General features: G+C 46.6%; 4 protein-coding genes. All 4 read left to right on the forward strand.

Going from position 1 to position 23,058, the window contains the following annotated elements:
• The first annotated feature begins 57 nt into the window (after positions 1 to 57).
• The 4 genes from ACSYTE_RS02265 to ACSYTE_RS02280 all read left to right on the forward strand — a co-directional run bounded on the left by ACSYTE_RS02265 (position 58) and on the right by ACSYTE_RS02280 (position 22,997).
• Entirely contained in the window at positions 58 to 19,251 is a 19,194-nt protein-coding gene (locus ACSYTE_RS02265; RefSeq protein WP_491717097.1) for a hypothetical protein, read from the forward strand.
• A gap of 101 nt (positions 19,252 to 19,352) precedes the next feature.
• The gene (locus tag ACSYTE_RS02270; protein ID WP_491717279.1) at positions 19,353 to 20,255 is read left to right on the forward strand and encodes a DMT family transporter; all 903 of its coding nucleotides are present in this window, start codon (positions 19,353 to 19,355) and stop codon (positions 20,253 to 20,255) included.
• 278 nt (positions 20,256 to 20,533) lie between these two features.
• Positions 20,534 to 21,922: an APC family permease gene (locus tag ACSYTE_RS02275; protein ID WP_491717098.1), complete on the forward strand. Its 1,389-nt coding sequence runs from the start codon at positions 20,534 to 20,536 to the stop codon at positions 21,920 to 21,922.
• Positions 21,923 to 22,001: 79 nt separating this feature from the next.
• Positions 22,002 to 22,997: a DMT family transporter gene (locus ACSYTE_RS02280; protein WP_491717099.1), complete on the forward strand. Its 996-nt coding sequence runs from the start codon at positions 22,002 to 22,004 to the stop codon at positions 22,995 to 22,997.
• Positions 22,998 to 23,058: the final 61 nt, after the last annotated feature.

The raw sequence follows: 23,058 nt of genomic DNA on the forward strand, positions 1-23,058 counted from the left end.
CATATTTATTACTATCGAACTCATTATTAATAACGTTAACAGGAAGGTGCAATACTGATGGGATCAGAAGCTAATCAAATAAATTCATCAGCTAGCGACACACTATCATACGCTTCTAGCGCAGCGGTGGCAGCATTTAGTTGTGTTGATAGTAAGTACGGAGCGGCTGCTAAAGAATCAATTGACGCCATTGTGCAATCAATGGCTTCAGACATCCAAGCTACCGATGTGGCCCAAACCGACATTATCCAATCACTTACATCTAAATCGGTATCATTAATTAATTCAGCAGCTAAAAAAGTGGTCTTTGAATATGCGAACCAAGCAATTTCAAATGCCTTTGCTGATGCCAATGCTCGCGCACAAGGCTTAGAAGATACTGCCAAAAGTAGTGCCAATGTCGCCATTTCATATTTTGCGGGTTCTGCCTATGGAGAAGCATCTAATTATGCAACGCCATCAGAAGCCGTTTCCGGAGTGAATGAATTCACTGCGGCTCTTAATAGTGCAATCAATAATGCTAATTTTTCATCAGCGAACGTGGTCTTGACCAGCGCTGCTGATTCCTTAGTGACCAAGACGGAAATCCTCGGCACGCCTTCTGCCGATGCTGCGCATTCCGCCATTGCGAGCGCTGTGGATCAGATTATTAATACCATCAAGACCCAAGCTGCCGACATTGCTGGTGCTGAATCACTGGCCCAAAGTGGGGTTGGAGATTTGGAATCAATCGCAAGTTCTGCGGTCATTTCATCGGCGAACGAAGCGATCGAAGCGACTTACCACCGCTTTAAGAGCGACTTAGTAAAGGTTTCCGATGCCGTGGCCCAAGATGCTCTGGCTGCAATGGAAGACGTGGTCGCCCCCACTTATGACCTCGTTGAATCTAACGTAGCAGAACCAGAAAGTGTCAGCAGCAATGTTGATGAAGCAATTGCTTCAATGGGCTCCATTTTTAATAGTTATGGCAACGACCTAGTTGCTGCTGGGACTTCCGAATACGCCAGTGCTGCTGCTAGTGCAGTTGCTTATTTAAGTGGCGATGATTTATCGAATGCCAATAGTATGATCGCCAGTGCTTCTGCAGTTGTCTTAGCCAGTGCTAAGGCCATTAATTCCAATGCCGCCGATGCGGTCGATCGCTTCTACGGCTTGATTCCTGCTGCTTCCGATGCGATTAAGAAGATCGGCGAATCCGTCAACGATCGCTACGTTACTCGCCAATTGAGTGCTGCGGACGCTTCTGCCGCTGCAGTCATTGACCACCTATCAGCTGATCTAAAGGCTGCTGCTACCAATACGATCAATAATTATATAGCTCAAGTCCACCAACAAGTAGCCGGACTATTAAGTCAACCAGACGCTTTACAAACGACCATCCGTTCTGCTGGCCATGAGATTGCCTCGATGGCTTCTTCAGCAGTGGCTGGTGATCCATATGCTGCGACGCTTCATTCGATCGCCAGTGCAGTCGCATTAGCTAACGACCAGTTGAGCCAAATGCATGGTGATGCGGCATTGAATGCTTCTAGTGCTGTCAACGTGGCTGCTCAACAAGCCTATGGCGATGCATTAGCCCATCGGGATGCCGCCATCGACTTGACACAGATCGGCGAAAAGATCGATAGTACGATTACCCAAGTTATCAGAAGTTATGCGACCTCAGCTGCATTCGAGCGCCTGGATGCTGCTTCAAATGCTGCTCATTCAATGATCGAACAACTCAGTAACGTTGCTGATCAAACGGCTGCCGCCAGTCAGGTCAGCCAGTTGCATACGGACGCAAAACGGGCAGTGACTGAATCACAGAACGTTTATTTAGCAACGAACTCAGGCGTTGATACGATCAATTCAGTGGCCTCAGCGCTAGTGGATAACGATCCGACTGTTTCTGCTTATTACGCAGTGCAAGACGTACTTAGCTCCACTGCTTCAAAGGGAGTTTACTTAGACTCGCTTAGTCGTGATAATGCAGATAGTGAAATTGCAGGGGTAACGAGTGCGGCTAGTTCGGCAATGAACGAAGATATCGGAAATGCCAATGCCCTGGGCAAAGACGTTGAACGCGCATCCTTAGCTGCCGATGAAATCGTCAACCGCTATAACGTCAATTCCGCCCAATCAGAAATGGGGAGCCTAGCAAGTAGTGCTAACCATTACATGGAACACATTGGGGATGCTGAAATTGCGGTTCAGGCTTCCAGTGCGGTCACTTCGATCCAAGATTCATTGACTGCGACCTTGAATCGGGCAGCGGACCGCCTTTCCACGATCTCGCTTGCCATGAGTTCTGCTTATTCCTCCATCGATAGCATCACCGCACGTTATGTCGGAGCTGACATCGTTGCCGCTGCTTATTCCAACGTCAACGCACTCGCTAGTTCGGCTGCGCAGGCGACCGCTCAATTCGATGACTATAATCACGCCAATGCTGACAGTGAAGTCGACAAGCAAATTTCACGGGCGTTGAGCAATCTCGCTTCGACCCATGACCATAATGAAGTCGCTTCACAAGCTAGCCAGACCGTTAATTCGATCTTAAATCGTTATACTTTGTCATACACTAACGTAGCGCTAAGTAGTGCGGCTGATTCTGCCAGTCGCTACTTGGACTCGTTTGGTCTCTTAGGGACAGAAGCTTCGATGCATATCAACCACTACGTTGATATTGCGCATTCTAACGTAAATAAGGATGCCAAGTACTCTGAAATGGTGCTGCTCGACTTAAGAAATGGTTTTGCTACGATCGATTCGTTCGTGGATGCCACCGTTACTGGTGATTTACAGGCTTCTGCGATCAGAAAGGTCCAAAGCAATGCTTCGGCGGTCCTTTCCGCGCGCTCCGCTGCTGATTTTGACTTTGCTAACTTTAGCAGCGCGGTTGCCAAGGCTGCTGATACTAATTGTGAAACGATCAGCCAGATCAAAGATGGCACGACCGTTAACCAATTGATCAGCGTTGCCCATGATGAAAACGAACGGAATTTTAAACACAACGTCATTGGTTCAGCTACCAATGAATTAAAACTAGTTGCCGATGATGTGCGGAAGCGCTTAGTGGCCGCTAATTTGACCGCTGGTGCGACCGTTGACCAAATCGTTGCTAGATACACGCAATTGATCGAAAAGGACGCTTTAACGCCTCAATTCGCTGAATTAGATAGCCAAAATGGGATCAAGGCGTTGAAGGAATTCTTCTTTGATACGCTCAGCGACCAACCAAAAGTTGCCCAAAACTACGCGATCGATTCACAGGTGGCCTCCGCTAGCTCGATGGCTGGGCAATACCTAGCTGATTCAGTCGCCTTAGACCGTGATCTATACCGTGCGGCTAGTTCGGCTACCAGTCGGGTCAATAGTGCTGACAACGAATTTGAAGTTTCCAATGCCGCTGCAGACCTCAGCGCAACGGTTGATTCGATTGCTAATTCACACATCGCATCCAGTGCGCTTGAAACTGTGCAATCCGCCACTAGTAGTGCGAATGCACGGGTATCCAACATCAAAGACACTGGGAAATTACTCGATGCCAAAAACGAAATTCATTCGATGGCCCAAGACGGGGTCGCTTTAATCAAGGCGGACTCCTACCTACCAAGGGTTGTTAATACCGATGTAAGAAACACCTTGAGCAAGTTAGACTCAATGACCAGTGCTGCGGTTAGCGATGATTTGGCTGCCGATACGGTGGCTAAGATCAACTCCTTGACCGCGAGTGCCAGTGCAGGGGGGCGCTTTGAAAACAGCAGTGCGGCTTTAAACTTTGATAGCCAAGTTGCTAAGCTGGTTTCTGCGACCCACTCAGCCGTTGCCGATGCTGATAATGAAGTCGTCGTTGAACCACGGCTGGCATCGCTTGCGACTAATTTAGACCAATTAGCCGACCAATTTAAGTTATCCTCCGTGCATGCACAAGTGAGTGCAGCGGCCGTTGATGCTAAACACCAATTGGCACACCTACGGGGTCAAGACCAATCGGCATTGGCAGGCCAAGTCGATTCGATCGCCGATCAGATCAATGCGCATCTCAAGGCTGATTTGAACCACTCCCAGGCCTTGAACACCGATATTAACAATGTCTTGCTCGCATTGGATAACCTAGTGACTAGCCAAGTCGCTGCTAATTCCTATGCGGTGGCGGATCAAGCCCTCCGCTCGGTAGTAACGCAGGCTAACAGTACGGCTGCTACGATCTCGGGGAGCATTGCTGCTAACCTCAGTAGTGAAATTGCCAGTGCAGATAGTCAATACGCCCACCAGCTCGCCGAAGTCGCCGATGATGCAGTATCAAGCGTTGCTGATCAAGCGGTGGCTGCCATTCAGACGACCACTAATAACTATGTCACTGCCTATGCAGCTGACATGATCGCAAATACACGCGAACAGCTCTTGGCTGCTGCGCGGGCTTATTCAGGCGTGCCGATCGATAACTTAGAAGGGCAGTTTAATGCGATCATTGAAAACGGGCTGGAAAATGTCCAAAACGATAGCCATGACATTGATTTGGCGCTTTTGGATGCCAATAACATTATCGCTGCCTTAAACCAAAAATTTAATCAAATCGTGAACGCAAGTGGCGAAGCCAAGTACCAACACACGCTGGATCATTTGAAGCAATCCGCTTTTGACTATGCTGGCAGCATGGATAGCTTTGCGATTGCCAACATGCACAGTGCCCTCAATAGTGCTGCGAGTGCCGCTAGTGGCCAATCAGCAGTGGCGAGCGAAGCAATGGCGGGGATCGTAAATTCCTATCACGCTTCCAATGCCAAGGCCGAAGTGAGCGTTGCTGCTAGTACTGCACATAAAGCGGTGTTGCAATTAAGCAACGTTACGAAAATTAGTACGTCTGCTGCCATCAATAAGGCAGTCGATTCTGCTAATACTGAGATCATGGCTGACGTTGTTGACGCTAGATACACCAGTCTAGACGCTAAGGACGGGATTGCAGCCATTAACTCACTATTGGATTCTGCAATCGCTAACGACTCGGTGGCTGCGACTAGAAGTCTCGCCGCGAGTGCAACTAGCGTGGCATTTGAACGCATGGGTTCGATGACGACCCACGATTCCTTGGTGGCTGCAAATGAAATTCAACAAATCGTAGACAGATTCGTTGGCAATCATCGTGCCAAGGAACGCATGTTTGAAGAAATCGGGACGGTTACTAATCACTACCTAGAACGTTCCGCAAGTCAAAGAATCAATGCCAAGGCCGATGCTGTTCGGACCCAATTGCAGGACAGCTCTAATTTGGCCGCTGGAAAAGCAGCAATCAAGGAGACCATCGTTGATGCGATGGGCAAAATCGAATCGGATATCACAAACCCTGCCTACTTGGCTTTAGATATCGACAACGCAATGATTGCCCTTGATCGGATCTTGGATAAGTACCAAGATAACCAAATTGCGATAATCAATGCCAATATTAATTCGGCCGCTCAACAGCTGACTGGAATTGCGCATGGGGATGGAATCGAACAAAGCAACGTTAGTAGTGCAGCCGCCAGTGTGGCACGGATCGCAATTCAAAATATCGCGACCGTTTCAGCGGATTCGAACGCCGTATCTGCGTTTACCGCCTCCGCTAATGCTCAATTTACCGAGTTGCGTAAATCTTACTTTGCGAATTCCGCTAACTCGGTCATCCAAAGTGCGATCAGTAGTGCGCAGGTCAATACCGAAGCGATTGCCGATTCATCAAATGCAGCGCGGATCAATGACCAGTTCAGTGGCGTTGCCGAAAGTTTCAAGCAGGTGGTTGCAAACGATGCAATCAATGCGAGTTTAGCAGCTCTGGATGCCGATAACGCGGTTCTTGAAATCGAGCAAATTAACGCCCAAGCAATTTTGAACAATCCATTAGCTTCTGCTAATTACGTCATTAACAGTGCGGTTAGTGATGCTTTTAGTAATGCATATTTAATGACGCAAAGCCAAAGCGATAACTACGAAAGTGCGATGGCAAAGGTGGTTGAACCACTTAGTAAGCTCAGGGATCCAGACAGTCAAGATCTGACCCTGACCGTAAGTTCGATTCAAAATAATATCGCCTCGGTTGCCAATAGCTATTACGGGGCGTGGGCTACCAGTGCCGTTAGTAAGGCGGCTTTTGATCTATTTAGTGCTGCTAATCAATACAATGGCGCGGTTGCTAACAGTGCCGTAACGCTTACTAGCAGCTATCAAGCACAGTTCACTAGCCAGGTTGCAAAGGACGGCAGTGCGGCTGATTTAATCGTATTGGACGCTCAAAATGCAGTCAGTGCGATTAATTCGACTGCTTCTGAAGCCGCTGCCAATGATTCAATCGCGTTTGCCAATTCAGCGATCAGCGAACAGATCAGTAGTGCCAATTCCGTGTTGACCGAATTAACTGGCCACACCGATAGTACCGCTGATATGCAAATGGATAGTGTGGCGAACCAGGCGAATGAAAAGCTGGGTTCTGTTTACAGTAACTTGAATGCCGTAATGATGGTGATCAGCTCTGCCTCTGGTGCAATGCGTGAGATCGCCAATTTAGTAGTGGCCAGTTCTGCCCATACGGCCGTTGCTAGTGCCGCTGATTCATTGATGGTCAAGGCAGGTCAATTGGCAGAGGGGAATACCCAATCCGATCTGATCAGTATGGTTAAGCAAAGCGTTGAACACCTTGATAACAATATCGATGCTAATACCAATTACCCAGTCTCAGTCTCAATGGCTGCTGTTAATGGGATTCAATCAATGGTGGCAGGTCTAGTAGAAAGCTTTAAGGAAAATCGGGCGGCCAGTGCTGAAATTGCATTACAGTCATTGGCCTCATCCGCTGCTCAACAAGTTGGGGATTTAGATTCATTTGCCAGTGCTAACTTCAGTAGTGCCGTTGGTAGTATCAATAGTCGGACCAACGCATACCTAGCCGACCAATTGAACAGTCCCAAGCGTATCGATTCAGAAATCAAATACGCTGGCGAAACGATCCAAAGCTTGATCAGCGAAGCAATCGCTAAGTCTGCTAATGGATACGTTCACAGTCAGGCCAAAAACGTTACTGATCAGTTAGCAACGATTGCGGATGCTGATTTGCGTAGCCAAGTTGATAGCCAGATTGCATACCAGTTGAAGAAGGCCGACTTGATGATCAAGAGCGATGCCTTTGATTACCAACTGGCGCGCTTGGATGCCTACAATAACGTAAAATCCGTTAGTGCGATCGCAGCCTCTGCATTTGCGACCGACTCAGGAGCAATGCAATCAATTGCTAATAGTGAGGCGCTATCTTCTGCCCACGTGAAGGTCGGCAGCTTGAATGCGACTCAGGTGGTAACATTTGATAGTCAGATCGCAGCACTAAGTCCAAATGATATCGCTGAATACCGCCTCGGGTTAGATTCGATTGCCAACCGATTCATTGAAAATTCCGCCAATGCGGTCTTGGATAGGACGTTAGCGAGTGCTAACCACAGTGCCAATGTGATCAGCGATACGAATAATCAAAACAGTTTGTTGCACGCGATTAACCAACACCGTCAACAGGCTAGTTTAGCAGTGTCGATTGATGCCCATAATGCTAAGTTTGCTTCGTTAGATGCGAACAATGCGGCTAGTGCCATTGCTTCAATGGTGAACGATGCGATTGAAAAAGACCCCGTTGCCTCAGCCAGCGTAATGATTCAAAAGGCGGTTAGTTCAGTAACCGACGGGATGAGTTCACTCGCTGCTGATCAACAAATTCGGTTTAATAAGCAGGTCGCTAGTTTGACCAGCAATGCGAACATGTCATTGATCGGGCCGTTCGCTGATAAGAATAACGTGATTAGCCAGGCCAGCAGCCAAATTGCGAGCCTCGCCAATGCGTACATGATTAGTTCCGCCTATAGTGCAGTCGGTGAACTAGCTTCTTCGGCGAGCGCTCAGACAGCTGATTTAGCTGCGAACGATTCGTTGAGCGTAAAGACCTACATCGATAGTGCATTGAGTTCTGCTGACTCACAAATCAGCCTGCACAGTGATTTTGCTTCGTTAGTGGCCGATGCAGTTTATGATGCTGCTAACACCGTTGAACACCTTGCAAGCGATGCGGTCAATAATTCACCAATGGCTGCCGCAAAGCATAGTTTGGCATCCGTACGCAGTAGTGCGACCGTGATCGCATCGTCGCTTAGTGGGCGGAATGCAGCTAACTTTAGCAGTGCGATCGCAAGCGTGGCACAACAGGCGGTGGATAGCTTTACCCCTGATGATGCGACAACCAACCAACAAGCATTACAAAATGCAGCTCAATTAATGCGTAACATCTCTAACTTCCATGCTGCCCAAGGGGCAATCAATCAAGTGATCGATGCTGCCAACGAAGCTGAAAAACAAATTGACCGATTGGCTGATAACTACAAGCGCAGCAAGGCCTTTACCGAAGTTGCCAATACGATCGATGAATACCGCTTAAGAATTCAAAATGATACCGATAACCTAGCGTTGATCAATTTAGACGTGATCAACGGTCAAAATGAAATGGCTAGACTAGCAAGTGCAGCCATTCAAGACGATGACGTGGCCAGTGCCGTTGCGGTCTTAGACAGTTACGCTAGTTCCGTGACCGACCAGGCCCAAAATCTGAACTCCCTAGCGAGTGCAAACTTAAGTAGTGCCGTTTCGGACATCACTAGTAAGGCCGTTAACAACATGCAGACGGTTTGGAACCAACCCGAAACGCTCAAGACGGTGCGCCAAGCAGCTGCGGTGCAAATGGATTCACTCTTGGACAGCTACGTTACTAATTCTGCGATGGACCACCTGGCTTCAATTCGTAGCGCCATTGATGAACGAATCGCAAGTGTCCAAACGACCTCCGTTGCCGCTCCGATTAAAAATGCGTTGGACGGCATTCAAGGTAGTATTGCAAATCTAGTAACGCAGGATGCCCATTCACAACCATTTGTTCAATTAGACTTAAATAACGCCCGTCAATTGATGAACAGCGCTGCGAATAGTGCGGTCACTGCTAACGTTTCGGCTAGTGCTGCCTATCAAATTAATGATTTTGTAACGGTTGCCAATAGTCGGGCTCAACACCTAGTCGGGAGTGCTGCCGATAACTTCAGTAGTGCGATCAAGAGTGTGGCACGGCAAGCCAGCCAAGCTGCGCATGGGGTAACTGATTATCGGACATTAGATACGATCATTACCGCAACCGATAAGGAAGTTAACTCAACGGTTAGCAACTATCTGGTAACCTCTGCCCATTCTGCATTAGCGAATGCGACTAGCTCTGCGAATGCAGCACTGAGAGAAATCAAGGGACAGGTCAGAGCAGATGCCAATAAGTTGCTTAACTCTGGTGCGAACTCAGCAGCCCAATTAATTAGTAACGACGCCTTTGACGATCAATTGATCAGCCTCGACGTAAAGGAAGGGACTAGCGCGATTGCTTCAGTAACTAGTTCGGTAGTTGCTAGCCAACCATTTGCGAGTGCTTATTCAGTGATCGCTTCGACTGCGGAAGCTGCAATGCAACGCGTTGGCAGTCTCGATTCATTTGCATTTGCGAACCTAAGTAGTGCGATGAACCGCTTTAATAACGAAGCGCGGGCTAGCTTAGCAGCATTGGGTGCTGATGATCAATCGATCAAGACGATCGAATCCAATACGGTGACTTCGATCAACGACGTGGCGAATAGTTATGTTGCCAGTTCGGCTTCTGAATTGGTAACTGCGGCTACTAATTCGGCCTACAGTGTCATCAATCAATTTAATAATGAAGAGGCATCCGCAACTGCCAATGAGACGATTAACGATACGTTGACCAACGTTGCGAATGAATTTGCCAAGGATCGCAATAACGCTTCTTTGATGGCCTTAGATGCTGCAAATGCGATTGATTCGATTCATTCTGCAGCCCAATTCATCACCACGACCGATGAAGTCGCTTCTGGTAACATCTACCTCAGCAATACTGCTGATTCAGCATATTCAGCAACTGCTGGTTTAGGGAAGACGACCCAGTTGGACAAACAGATCAAAGACATCATTGCCGATACCAACAGTCGTTTTGCTAACGACGAAGATGTCGATAACGTATTAAATGATGCGACCGATAAAATTGAAAAAGTTGTTAATAACTTCGTTACGATCGTAGCGGAAGCCAAGCTAGCTAGTTTCTTGAGCACCACCGATGCACGATTGAAACGCTTCTTGAACAGTGATGGGTACTTGAACGCCCAGACCGAATTAGCTAACTACGAAGAAAGCGCTAAAAACGTTCTGCACAAGGATGCCCACAGCGGGGAATTAATTCAACTCGACTTGCTCAATATTGAAAACCACTTGACCAGCCTTGCCGATTCACTAGTGGCCGACCAAAGCGATGCCGTGGCATTGAGCGCGGTGGCTGATAAGGCGAGTGCAGCGGTGCAAAATGGTTATCAACAAGTCGCTGATGATTACTACTTGAACTTCAGTAGTGCCGTTAATGCGGTGGTCCGTTCATTTGATGCCAACAACGTTTTGGCCAATAGCGAACAAGCCTTCAGCCAAATCGATAGTTTGGCACAATCATACGTGGCAAGCCAGGCAATTTCATCGGTTGAAAAAGCAACCGTGAAGTTAGACGCCCAGGTCAAAGAATTGAGTAACTTCGTAACCCAATCTTCGGCCTACAGTGCGGTCCACGCCATTGCTAGCCAAGCCGTGATCAATATTCAAAGTGATAACGCTGACTTTGGGGCGGTCTCATTGGACACTGACAATGCGATCAGTTCTGCGAACGCCATCTTAGATAATGCGATCACTAATGATTCGGTTGCCGCTGGTAAGCGTAGCGTTGAATCGATCTACTCCTCTGCAGCTAGTTTTGCGACTGGCTTGAACTGGAGCGATTCAGTTGAATTCAGCATGACGCTGGCAGCGCAATCCGCTCAGGCTTCATTTGGGGCGGACGCTAATAATGCGTCGATTGCTGCTTCAACGGCTAGTTTCATTAACGCTGCTGCTAATCGTTACGTTGCTAGTTATGCTAACTCTGCGATCGAATCGACCGCCAGCGTTGCGATTATTAACTTGAGCAAGATTGGTGACGCCAAGCTGCGGAGTAACTTTACTGGAGTAATTGACAACGTTGTTAGCGATATCAAGCAAAACGTTGCGAGCGATAACGCTGATCAATCATTAGTTGACATTGATGTGCAAAATGGGATCAACACCATTAATAGCATCGCTGATTCAATGGTTCGTGAAGGCCCAGCTGCTGCGGGGCAATACCTGATTGCCAGTGCTGCTAGTTCCGCAATGAATAGCATGGCAGCGGGGAGTCCAATAGATGAGGCCAACTTTACTAGTGCCATCGATAGTGTGGCTAATCAAGCCAGCCTATCCGTGAGCTTAGTAAGCAAGAACTTAGTCCTAGTTAACAAGGCTGCCCATTCGTCTTCCAACAAGATGAACAAGTTAGCCACTAACTACCGCAATTCACTGGCCCAATCGAAATTGAGTAGTAAATTCGATTCCGCTAATGCGACGGTAAGTTACTTTAGTGATGCGCAGTTACAATCTAGCATTGCCAGTGGGATGGATTCTGTACGGGAACACTTTAGTTCCTTGATCAGCGCCGATGCCTCTAGTGCCGACTACGTTGATTTAGACCTGGAAAATGGAATCAGTGAGTTGAACCGCATGCTCACCAGTGCTGCTGCTAAGGATCCAGCTGTTAAGACACGCTTCTTATTGGATTCAGTGGCTAGTGCTGCTGCAAATCGTTTAGCAACGCTGAGTGATAGCGTTCAAGCTAACTTCAGTAGCGCCGCTGCTAAGATCAATTCACAGACCAACGGGATGGTCTCATATGCTGCTAGTGATACGAACCTAGTATCAGCAGCAACGAGTTCGACCGTGGCTACTTTTGAAAGCATTGCGGATAGCTATATGGCGACCTCTGCCGAATCCGCGGTTAGTCAAATCGTTGCGGATGCAGAAAAGACCTTGCAGTTATTTGCGAACGTTGATGTCCGTCAACAAGTGCGGACCCAGATCGAACAATTCCGCATCGCTGCCAACCAAACGATTCGTGAGGATGCCTTCAATGATGACCTCTTAGCATTGGATGTGCGGAATATGCAACGCAGCGTCTCGAATGCATTGAACAAGACGATTGCTAGTGATATCTATGCTTCTGCCAACCACCATGTTCAATCGGTCGCTGCCTCATTGACTGCGACTAACGGATTGCAAAATGCCGTTGAATCAACACGGATGCAATTACAAATGTCCAGTGCGGCGAGTCGGGCCAGTGCTGATATCACTGGTGCGGGGATGAATAACGACTTAATTAACGTGACCGTTGATTCGACAGCTTCTTTAATGAACAGCATTGCACAGCAATTCACTGTTCATGATGCCCAAAGTCAAGTGGCTAGCTTTGCCAATAGTGCGAAGGCTGCCTTGAGTTGGTTTGCAACGCATAACGACGCTTCATTTGCTAGCGGCGTATCCAAACTCACTTCGTTGATGAACAATCAGATCGACTACTACGCAGCCGACCACAATGCTCGTCAATTGATGTTACAACGTGGCAAGAAGCAATTGACGACTTACGTTGCCAGCCTCGTTGCAGCTGATCCACAAGCCGCCACGAGTGCTGCCGTAGCTAGTTTTGCTACTTCAGCCACGAGTGCAGTAGCCTCGATTAGCGGTTCGGTGCGGGCTAACTTCGATAGTGAAGTTGCAACGATGACCAACAATGCGAATGCAATGAACCAAAAGATCGTTTTGGATAACGCAACCGCAGATCAATTGACTGATTCAGTTGCCGATGCCTTCACGCAGGTGACCAGAAAGTACATCGCAAACGATGGTTACGATTCATTAGACACGCTTGCTAATTCTGCGACCGAACGTTTCCAACAATACGGGGTGGGTGCAGAACAAGTTGCTGAACCGCTTCAAGAGTTCATTCGTGAATATAATAGTATGGTCGATAGCGATGCAGGGGTTCAACCAACGGTTAGCCTAGATTGCCGCAACGCTAAGGATGAAATGAATGACTTTATCGCTGACGTAGTTTCCGATGACTTAGTTTCCTATGCTAAGTGGGCGGTGCAACAAACCGTTGACTCAGTTACTGATAGCATCGGTGCAATTCAAAATGCAAGTGCTGCTGCTAACTTTAGTAGTGCGGTTGCCTCTGCAGTAGACGTTGCGAACGATGAGATTGATCGGACGCCATACGATGAAAACCTAGTTAATCAAAAAATAGCTGCTGCATCTGATCAGTTAGGGAGTTTGGCACACCGTTACGTGGTTGATTCTGCCAATGCGGAATTGCAAAGTGCCCATTCCAGTGCTAGCCAGTTGATCAGTCAATTTAGCCTAGCCGATTCACTCGCTACGATCGCTAGTTCTTATTCCGAAATGGTAAAACGCGATGGCGATAATAGTGCGTTTGCTTCGCTGGATGCTGATAATGGTTCGATTGCAATGGATCAGTTTGCAAAGAGTGCGGTTAATGCCGCTCCACAAGCAGCGCTCAGCTATCAAGTTCATTCCGTTGCGGCTAAGATCAATCAGGCCGCTACGAGCTTTGCCAGTGCGGATCAAATTTGGTTCAGCAGTGCAGTTGCCAGTGTCGTTAGTGCCGCTACTGGGATCTCAGTCGTTGATGATCGGCACCAAAAACAAATTGTTGCCAGTGCTGATCAACAGATGCATTCTGTTGCCAACCGCTTCATTGCTAAGACTGCGTTGGCTGATTTAGACGTTGCGGTAAGCAGCGCTGCCCATCGGGTCGCTATTTTGCATAATGATGCTGCCGAAGCCGTGATCAGCAATGCTGCCGTGAGCGCAAGCAGTGCGGTAATTGCTAATTCTGCTAACCCACTTGCGACTTCGCTCTATGCCCATGATGGGAAGGTCGCTGCGCATTCATTGGCGAACAGCTTGATTGCAGACCAACCATTAGCGACTGAAATCGATCGGGTCAATCAACTAGTTGACTCAGCTACCCACGGGGTATTGATGAGCGACAGCTTGGCTGACATGAACTTCTTAAGTGCCGTTGCAAAGCAAAGTAAGCAGGCTACCGATGCATTCCGTAAGGCTGCTTCTAATCCACAGTCACTTTCAGAATTGGCGAGTCAAGCCCAAAGTGCGATTGCCTCAGTTGCTGATCGCTACGTAGCTGAATCTGCACAAGTGGTATTAGATTCGGCAACGAGTTCTGCAATGACTCTGGTCAATGCGGTTGCTAATAATGTTGAACGCTCGCAGGCCACTAATTGGATCAATAATCAAGTCAGTGATGCGAATGCTGTGATTGCAAAGGATGCAGGGAATGATTCACTGGTTGCATTAGATATTGATAACGCCATCTTGGCCATTAATTCAGTTACTAACAATGCAGCCGAAAGCGATGCGAACCTTACGTTCGATCAGTTTATCGGTGAAGCCTTTAGTAGCGCGACTGATCAAGCCACGATGCTATCTGGGAGCCTAGCTGCTAACTTTAGTAGTGCGATCAACAGTGCTAATACTTCAATTCGGGCTACGAACCAGTCGTTAAGTTCCGTTAACGATGGGGTATTGGACTCTGCTTCAGAAATATTTGCAAACATTGCTTCCACCTACGTTGCACAATCTGCAATTGGGATGGTGGCAGCGAAGGTTGCTGACGTTAAACAACAGTTTAATTTTGATGAAGGCTTTGTACAACAACTGGATTACTTGCAGATGATTGCTAAACAAACGATTCAATCTGACGCTTACGACTTCCAGTTGGCAACTTTAGATGCCGTTAATGCGATCAATTCATTGGATGGTCAATTCAGCGCCGCGGTGGCTACGAACCAACGCCTCGCATTTGATCAAAAATTAGCGAGTCAGGCTAGTTCTGCTAGTGCTAAGGTCGGGGTTATGGATTCCCATAGTACGGCCAACTTTAGTAGTGCCGTTAGTCGGATTGCAAACAATGCAAAGAACCAGGCCAATACGTTCGGTAATTCGGCAGCCGCAATTGACATTGCCGCTAGTGCGATGAATAGCTTGGTCAATGGGTACGTTCTAGCATCGGCCCGCAGTTCAATGAATTCGATCGTTGATTCTGCTAACTTTAAGATCGCAACGGTCGATAACTACACGTTAGTTGAAAATGCCATCAATAGTGTGGCCGCAAATACGAGTGCTGCATTGGTTGCTGATAATAACGATTCAGCAGTCGTGTCATTACGGGTAACCGACCTTCAATCACAGGCTGATTCACTAGTGGATGCTGCAATTGCTGCTGATCACAATGCTTCTGCAATGAACACGATCTACAAGTTGGCTGATTCATTGATGAGCGATGCAGAATTTAGTGGGCACGCAAAGGCGTCATTTGCATCGATAACCGCTAGTACCGCTAGTTCTGCTAGCTACAACCTAGTTGGCCAAAGTGATCCAAGAGCGACGATCAATGAAGCTAAGAAGCTCTTAAAGGCTGCTGCAAAGCACTTTATCATTGAGACCGCGACTGAAATCGTCAACAAGGCGTTGGACGTTGCCAATAACCGTGCGGTTGAAATTGACGACATTCATAAGCGGAACCAAACCATTTCTGCGATTGGGACGCAGGTCAGTGATGCACGGAAGTTGATTCAGCAAAATGCGAATAATCCGTTCTTTGCCTACTTGGATGCCCAAAATGCTGCCGTGCGAATTGCTGAGATTACTAAGCAAGCGGTCGAATCTGACCCAGTTGCCAACGCAATCTTAGAAATCGCTCGGGCAGCGGATCAAGTTGTTAATAAGCTAAGACCATTGATCGATTCCAATGAAGAGTTTAGATTGAACAACCGCTTGTTGAACATCGTTGATACAACTAACCGTGCGATTAATTCCGCTGCGGGCAACTGGAGCAACGTTCGTTCACAAGCTAGCACCGCTGAACACGCCTTTAATTCGATCGCAAGTAGTTACGTTGCTGAATCCGCAAACGCAATCGTAGTGAGTGCGGGGGATTCTGCTGCGATTCAGATCGAAGGGTTGGATAACACCGCGACTAGAAACGAAGTTAGCCAATTGATCAACATGTTAGTTGACTCCGCTAGCTCCGCAATCGCTAGTGATGCTAACGAGATTGCATATGCTTCCTTGGATGCTGACAACGCAGCTTCTACGATCAACAGCGTGACCGCTAGTGCGATTGCAGCCGATCCAAGTACGTCTGCGAACGCCACGATTTCCGATCAAATTGCATCCACTGCTGATACTTTAGCGGGGATGGATCGCGAAGACCAAGCAGCGTTCAGTTCTGCAGTCCTCTCGGTTGTTGCTGATGCTAACGTTCAGTTCGCCAGTGCCGCTGAAGATGCGAATGTAATCGCTTCAATTACTGATCAGACGATGACGCAATTGGGGAGTGTGGCCCGTGAATTCGTAGTTACCTCTGCCAAGGCGGTCGTAAATGGTGCTGCGAGTGCTGCGACCCACTTGTTAGACTCAATGTTTGATGACTCATCCGCCACGATTTACAGTTCAGTTGCGAGCGTGGTCAATGAAGCCATTACTGCGGTCAATAGTGACAGTAGTAACTTTGCGACGGTATCGTTGGATGCTTATAATGCTTCTAGTGCCATCGATCAATTAGTGAAGAATAACGAAAACAGTTATGCCCACTCATCGATCGATTCACAAGCTAGCTTTGCGACTTCGCTTGCGAACGTCTTGAACGATACGTTAAGACCAGTCGCAGTTAACGGAATCAGCTTGCATGCCAGTGCTGCCCACAGTGCAGTGAACTTGCACTTTGGTCAAGCTGAGGCGACCCTATCGGACGTTAACTCTGCAGCAAGTGCAATGGATAGCTTGATTAATGAATACGTTGTTAAAGATCCAGTTGCATCTGCCCACTCAGTAGTTGCCAGTGCTGCTTCATCCGCTAATAATAAGGCTGCGAACTTGAATTCCAGTTACATTGCTGAACTAGGTACTTCGATTTCCAGTGCAGCGACCCAGGCAAATACCTTGATCGCAATGAATCCGGCCAACTCGTTGCTGGATTCACAATTAGCCAGCGATGCTGCTAGTTCAATGAACAGCTTCGTTAACATGTTCGAAGCCGCAGCTGCCAATGAAGCAACGACTAGCTACGCTGCTTCTGCATACGCACAAATTGATGTGATGGATGATGAGTTCAAGCAATTGGCTAACAAGGCAGTGGCCTTCGAAGTTGATAATGCGAAGAAGGCGTTTGCTGTGAACGAGGATAACCCACGGGCAATCTTCGATAACGTGCACAGTGCTGCTGATAACATGAAGTTCTTAGTTGCTAATTACACCGCTAAGAATAGTAGTGCCGTAGTTGATGCTAAACAATCATTTGCTGCTGATATGGAAAGCTTGACCGGCGATGTTTACAGTCAAGCACGGGTCTTGAGTATCAATAATCGTGGTCAAATCAATAGTTTGACGGGATCAGTTGCTAATTCTGCAAGTGCCAACGTTAGCGATGCAATCACGATTAGTAATGTTGCTTCAACCTTCCACAGTGCGAATGCGTTGATCGGTAGTGTTGCAACGGTTGCGATTGATTTTGCGCGTGAAACTGCACGGGCTGAATTAGCGAACGCCGCTAATAATGCCGATCAAGCGTTGAACTCGATGGAACCAAATGCTAAGCAGGCCGTAATTGCCTCCATTGATACCTTAATGTCAGGGATTCGTGGTCGCATTACGATCGCTACGAACACGGTTGATATTATCAACGATACTAAGCATTCAATTGAACGGATCCAAAAGATGGTCACTTCAGCATTGTCTGCTAACTTGCTCAACATTAAGGATAGCTACAAGACTCAGATCATGAATGCCGCTACGGCAGCATATCAAGATGTGAATGGGCTTAGCTCGAATGCACAATCGTTGACCAATGCTGCCATTAGTATGGCTGCCAGTGATGCGAATGCAAATATCGATCAAACGAACCAATTAGCTGAAATTCAAATGTTGACCAGCGCTGGAATTGCTTCCATTAATGAAGCTTCGAGTGTGGCCGTAAGCAACGTGAAGGCAAGTGGAAACTCGTTGATCGTAAGTGCTGCTAATTCTGCCACTGGGCGGACGGCAACGTTGGCCCCTGGTGATAAGTCAGCTGCTAATAGCGTGATCAATTCATTGGCCAACTCTGCTAATACTGAATTGAACATTGCTGGAAACGTAGAAGAAGCTTCCGCTGCGATTACGACTGGGACGAGCGCGATTAGTTCAGCCATTGATTCTACGATTACGAGTGTAATTAGTAGTGCAATGGCAATGGCAAATAATTTGGCTGCCCAAAATGAACGCGATTCATTCAAGCTCCAAATTAAGAGTGCCGCCGATGCTGCATATGCATCCACCGCTAGTCTGGACAGTAGTGCAGCTAGTGCTGTGAATGAATACGTCAGTCGGACCGCTAGTATCGCCGATCGGCAGATTGCTGCTGCAGAAGATGAAGATGAAGTAAACGAAATTGCCCGTTCTGGAGTGGCAGCACTACAAAGTGCGACGAACTCCGCGGCTGGAATTTACGTTTCTTCACTCCGTAGCAGTGCCGAATCAATGGTTGATTCAGCCGCTAATTCAGCATTTATGCTGACCGATGCGTTTAATGAAGCAACGCGTTATTCGATGAACAAGTCGATTGCACAAATTGCTGACGGAACTAAGTTCGAGTTGAAGGGGACTAACGATGAGCATCGGGCCAATGAGTTGATCGACTTAACGATTAGCAATTTGAACCGCTTGATCAGCGAGAACAACTATAGTCAACTGGATACCAATCGGGCTGATGCGAAGTCACAAATTAGTGCCAACGCCGAGGCGGTAATTAACACCTTGGGTTCAGTTAGTGCAATTTCGCGGCAAACGATCACTAAGGCAATTCAAAATGAAGTTGACCTGTTGAACAATAAGGTCAATAAAGCCTACTCAGCCGTTGAAATTCAACGGGTCGTAGATTCTTCCAGGGCTAAATTCGAATCACAGATTAAGACGGTCAGCTCACGTGAATTGCAACTTTCACAAAGTGCTTCTAAGCAAGTGCTGAGTGGAAATTCACAAAACGCGTTAGCTAAATTAACCGGCATTAATGATGTGATTATCGATACGGCGAAGGAAACGATTGATGAATTATTAGCAAAGGCCTATAAGAATATTGATGATGCCAGAACCGTTGAACGGATCACCGATATTACGAATGAAACCAGTGCTGATATTAATCGAATCGTGAAAGAGTCAATTTTAATGAACGATAGAATGAGTTAGGGTGAACCTAACTAAACCAAAAAAACGGGAATTTATTTCCCGTTTTTTTGTGGGATGTTCGAATAAAGATTATTAACATTTAAGGAGCGATTTTGTTGCAAGTGAAACGCGAGGGGATTGGTGCCATCCTAGCAATTATCGGGGCCGTTTGCTGGGGGATTCAAGGACCAGTTTCACAATTTTTATTTCAAGATGCTAGCTATTCACCAGAGTGGTTAATGGGCATTAAAATGTCAATTGCTGGAATCTTAATTTTGCTATTTGGACGGGTGATTAAAAAACAACCGCTTTTACAGGTGTGGAAAAGGCCACATGATGCTGCTTTGCTAGTCGTATATGCATTGTTCGGGCTGGCAGCCGTGCAATATTTTTACTTGGTAACGGTGGGGGCGAGTAATGCAGGAACTGCGACGATCTTGCAGAGTTTAGGGACCATCATTATTGTGATCTTAACGGCCGTGATCTACCATCACTTGCCATCTAAAAACGAATCGATTGCGGTGGCCCTAGCATTGTTAGGAACCTGGTTATTGGTGACAAAAGGTGAATTGTTGCACCTGGCGATTAGCGGGCATGCCCTAGCATTAGGACTATTATTAGCGTTAGCTGGCGCACTGCAGACGATGCTACCAGTGAATTTATTAAAACGCTATGACGTAATGATTATCGTTGGCTGGGCAATGGTGATCGGTGGCGTCGTATTTACGATCGTGCATCCGTTTTGGGTGCATCCCCCTCAATTTACAGTGGGGGGCTTAATCGGAGTAGCCTTTATTGTCATTTTTGGTACAATGGTATCATTCATCTGCTTTACGACTAGTTTGAAGTACGTTTCGCCAACGGTGGCGGGGATGTTAGATACCTTCGAACCGCTATCGGCTACGATTGGTTCGGTCGCATTTTTAAACACTAACTTTAACTTTTTAGAAATGGTTGGTGGGGTGTTGATTTTAAGCACCGTCTTTGTGTTAGCGATGCCGAATAGTATAATTCCTAAAAAGTAATTGTAATTAAATGAGAAATAGGTTAAAATAATACTAATAAATATTCGGATTGGGGTTTCGTAAAATGTGTTTATTAGGGTTAAAAGTCAGTTTAGTTAATCGAAAGTTCTTCCTAGACTAATGCTATTTGCTGGTCAAGGAGAGCTATTATTCACGTGCGAACCTTATCACTAGTAAATAGCGTTATTATTTGCTAGTGGGGCATGGGAGCCATACTAGAAATGTATGGCTCCTTTTTTGTTATTCGGAATGATTATGTTTTAGAAAGAGGGAAAACCATGAGTTTATTATCTAATATGTTTAGAAAAGAAACGCTGGATAATTATATCGATCAAGATAGTAATTTAAAGCGGACACTCGGTTCCTGGGATTTAATCGGAATGGGCGTCGGGACCGTTATCGGTGCGGGGATCTTTATCCTGCCCGGAACGGTGGCCGCTACTACTGCAGGACCTGGAATTATCTTTTCGTTTATTATTGCTACGATCGTCTGTTCACTCAGTGCGATGTGTTACGCTGAATTTTCATCATCACTACCAGTTGCGGGGAGTGCCTATTCTTACGGGAACGTGGTCTTCGGTGAAGTGATTGGCTGGGTGTTAGGTTGGGCGTTAGTATTGGAATACACGCTGTCGGTGGCCGCAGTTGCGACTGGTTGGTCAGCGTACTTCCAGACATTTCTGGCTGGATTTGGGATTCACATTCCAAAGGCGTTAAGCAGCTTTTACGACCCTAGCAAGGGGACGTACGTCAATCTTTTTGCGATCTTGATCGTCTTATTGATCGCCTTTATTTTAACGAAGGGGACCCAGTCTTCTTCACGGATCAATAACATCATCGTGATCGTTAAGGTGTTGATCATCGTATTGTTCTTAGTTGTCGGAGCCTTCTTCGTGAAGCCAAGCAACTGGAACCCATTGTTACCATTCGGGGCTGGTGGAATCTTCCACGGGGCCGCAGCGGTCTTCTTTGCTTACCTTGGGTTCGATTGTGTGTCATCAGCTGCTTCTGAAGTGAAGAATCCTAAGCGCAACATGCCAATTGGGATTTTAGGGACGCTCGTTATTTGTACGATCCTATATGTATTGGTTTCATTAGTATTAACTGGAATGGTGCACTACAAGGACCTAAACGTAGCTGATCCCGTATCATTTGCATTACAAATGGTGCACCAAAACTTCGTGGCTGGAATCATTGCGATCGGGGCGTTAGCAGGGATGTTCACCATGATGTTGACCATGATTTACGGTGGTTCCAGACTGCTTTATTCAATGGGTCGCGATGGGTTATTACCAAAGCATCTGCACAAGGTTAATAATAATAACGTTCCGCACCACAGTGTGTTGATCGTAACGATCGTGATTGCCTTTATGAGTGGTTTTATCTCCCTTGATAAGTTGGCTAGTTTGGTAAACATCGGGACGTTGATCGCCTTTATCGTGATCTCACTAGGGATCTTACCATTACGGAAACGGCAAGACATTCCTAACAATGGCTTTAAGGTCCCATTGTACCCATGGATTCCACTGCTTTCCGCAGTCTTGAGTATCGGGATTGCGACCCAGTTACCTAAGGATACCTTCTACACGGCGTTGATCTGGTTCGTGATCGGGTTAGTAATCTACTTCTCATACGGGATTCGCCACAGTTTACTAAATAAAAATTAGTAATTATCACATTTAAATTTAATCATCATCGTGTAAAATATCCCTTGAGATTAATATAATTACTATTTGAGGTGTAATAATGCAAGACAAGAAACAATTGAAAGAAAATGTCGCACGGGGAATCTTCTGGTCAGCAATGGCTTCGACACTCTGGGCATTTTCTGGAATTTTAATGCAGATGGTTGCTAAGAACGGTGCAATCCCAGTTGATTGGTTCATTTCTGCTAGAACATCAGTTGCGGGGATTTTGTTACTAGTGATTGGGGCCTTCCACGTTAAGAAAGACATCTTCAAGGTATTTAAGGACAAACGTTCGATCATGTTGTTATTGATCTATAGTTTATTCGGCCTTGCTGTTAATATGTCCACCTTCTACATGGCAATTCAAACTGGAAACGCACCGACAGCGACGTTGTTACAATACTTAGCACCAATCTTTATTGTATTGTACAAGTTCATTTTTAGAGGGCATCGGCCTTTGAAGTCTGACGTGTTAGTATTTTTGATTGCATTGGTTGGAATTATCCTCTCAGTTACTAAGGGTGACTTGGGAGAACTTTCCATTCCGTTGGTTTCAATTCTTTGGGGCTTGGGATCAGCTGTTTCGGCTGCGATTTACTACTCAGTTCCACAACCACTTTCGAAGGAAAACTCACCATTTGTGGTTCTGGGATGGGGAACTTTAATTGCAAGTATTCCATTTAATATCTTCTACATTGCAGTCCACCACGCACCATTCTTTATCGCCGCTCCAAAGCAAGTAACTGCCAGTCCATTAGTATTAGTGGGATTAGGTGGCGTAATCTTAGTAGGGACGATTTGTGCATTTTCATCAATGATCTACAGTTTGAAGTTCGCTTCATCAGAAGTGCTTAGTATTGTGGATGCCGTTGAACCTGCGATGACGTTTATCCTCAGTTTAATCTGTACGATAATTCCAATCGCATTCATTCAATCATTAGGGGTACCTTTTGACCTCGTTGAATGTATTGGGGCGGTATTGGTAATTTATTCAATTTACCTGTTGCAACGGATTCACAAAAACCATGTGGATGACTTACCACCAATGGAATAATTAAAAAACTCTGGGTCTGTTCGATTCAGAGTTTTTTATTTGTCACAATAAATATTACATT

The sequence above is a fragment of the Nicoliella sp. ESL1120 genome (genome assembly GCF_058508515.1).

What these genes read in the sequence shown, in the direction of transcription:
- ACSYTE_RS02265 (WP_491717097.1), top strand. Translation starts at nt 58, where the DNA reads ATGGGATCAGAAGCTAATCAAATAAATTCATCAGCTAGCGACACACTA.
- ACSYTE_RS02275 (WP_491717098.1), top strand. Translation starts at nt 20,534, where the DNA reads ATGAGTTTATTATCTAATATGTTTAGAAAAGAAACGCTGGATAATTAT.
- ACSYTE_RS02280 (WP_491717099.1), top strand. Translation starts at nt 22,002, where the DNA reads ATGCAAGACAAGAAACAATTGAAAGAAAATGTCGCACGGGGAATCTTC.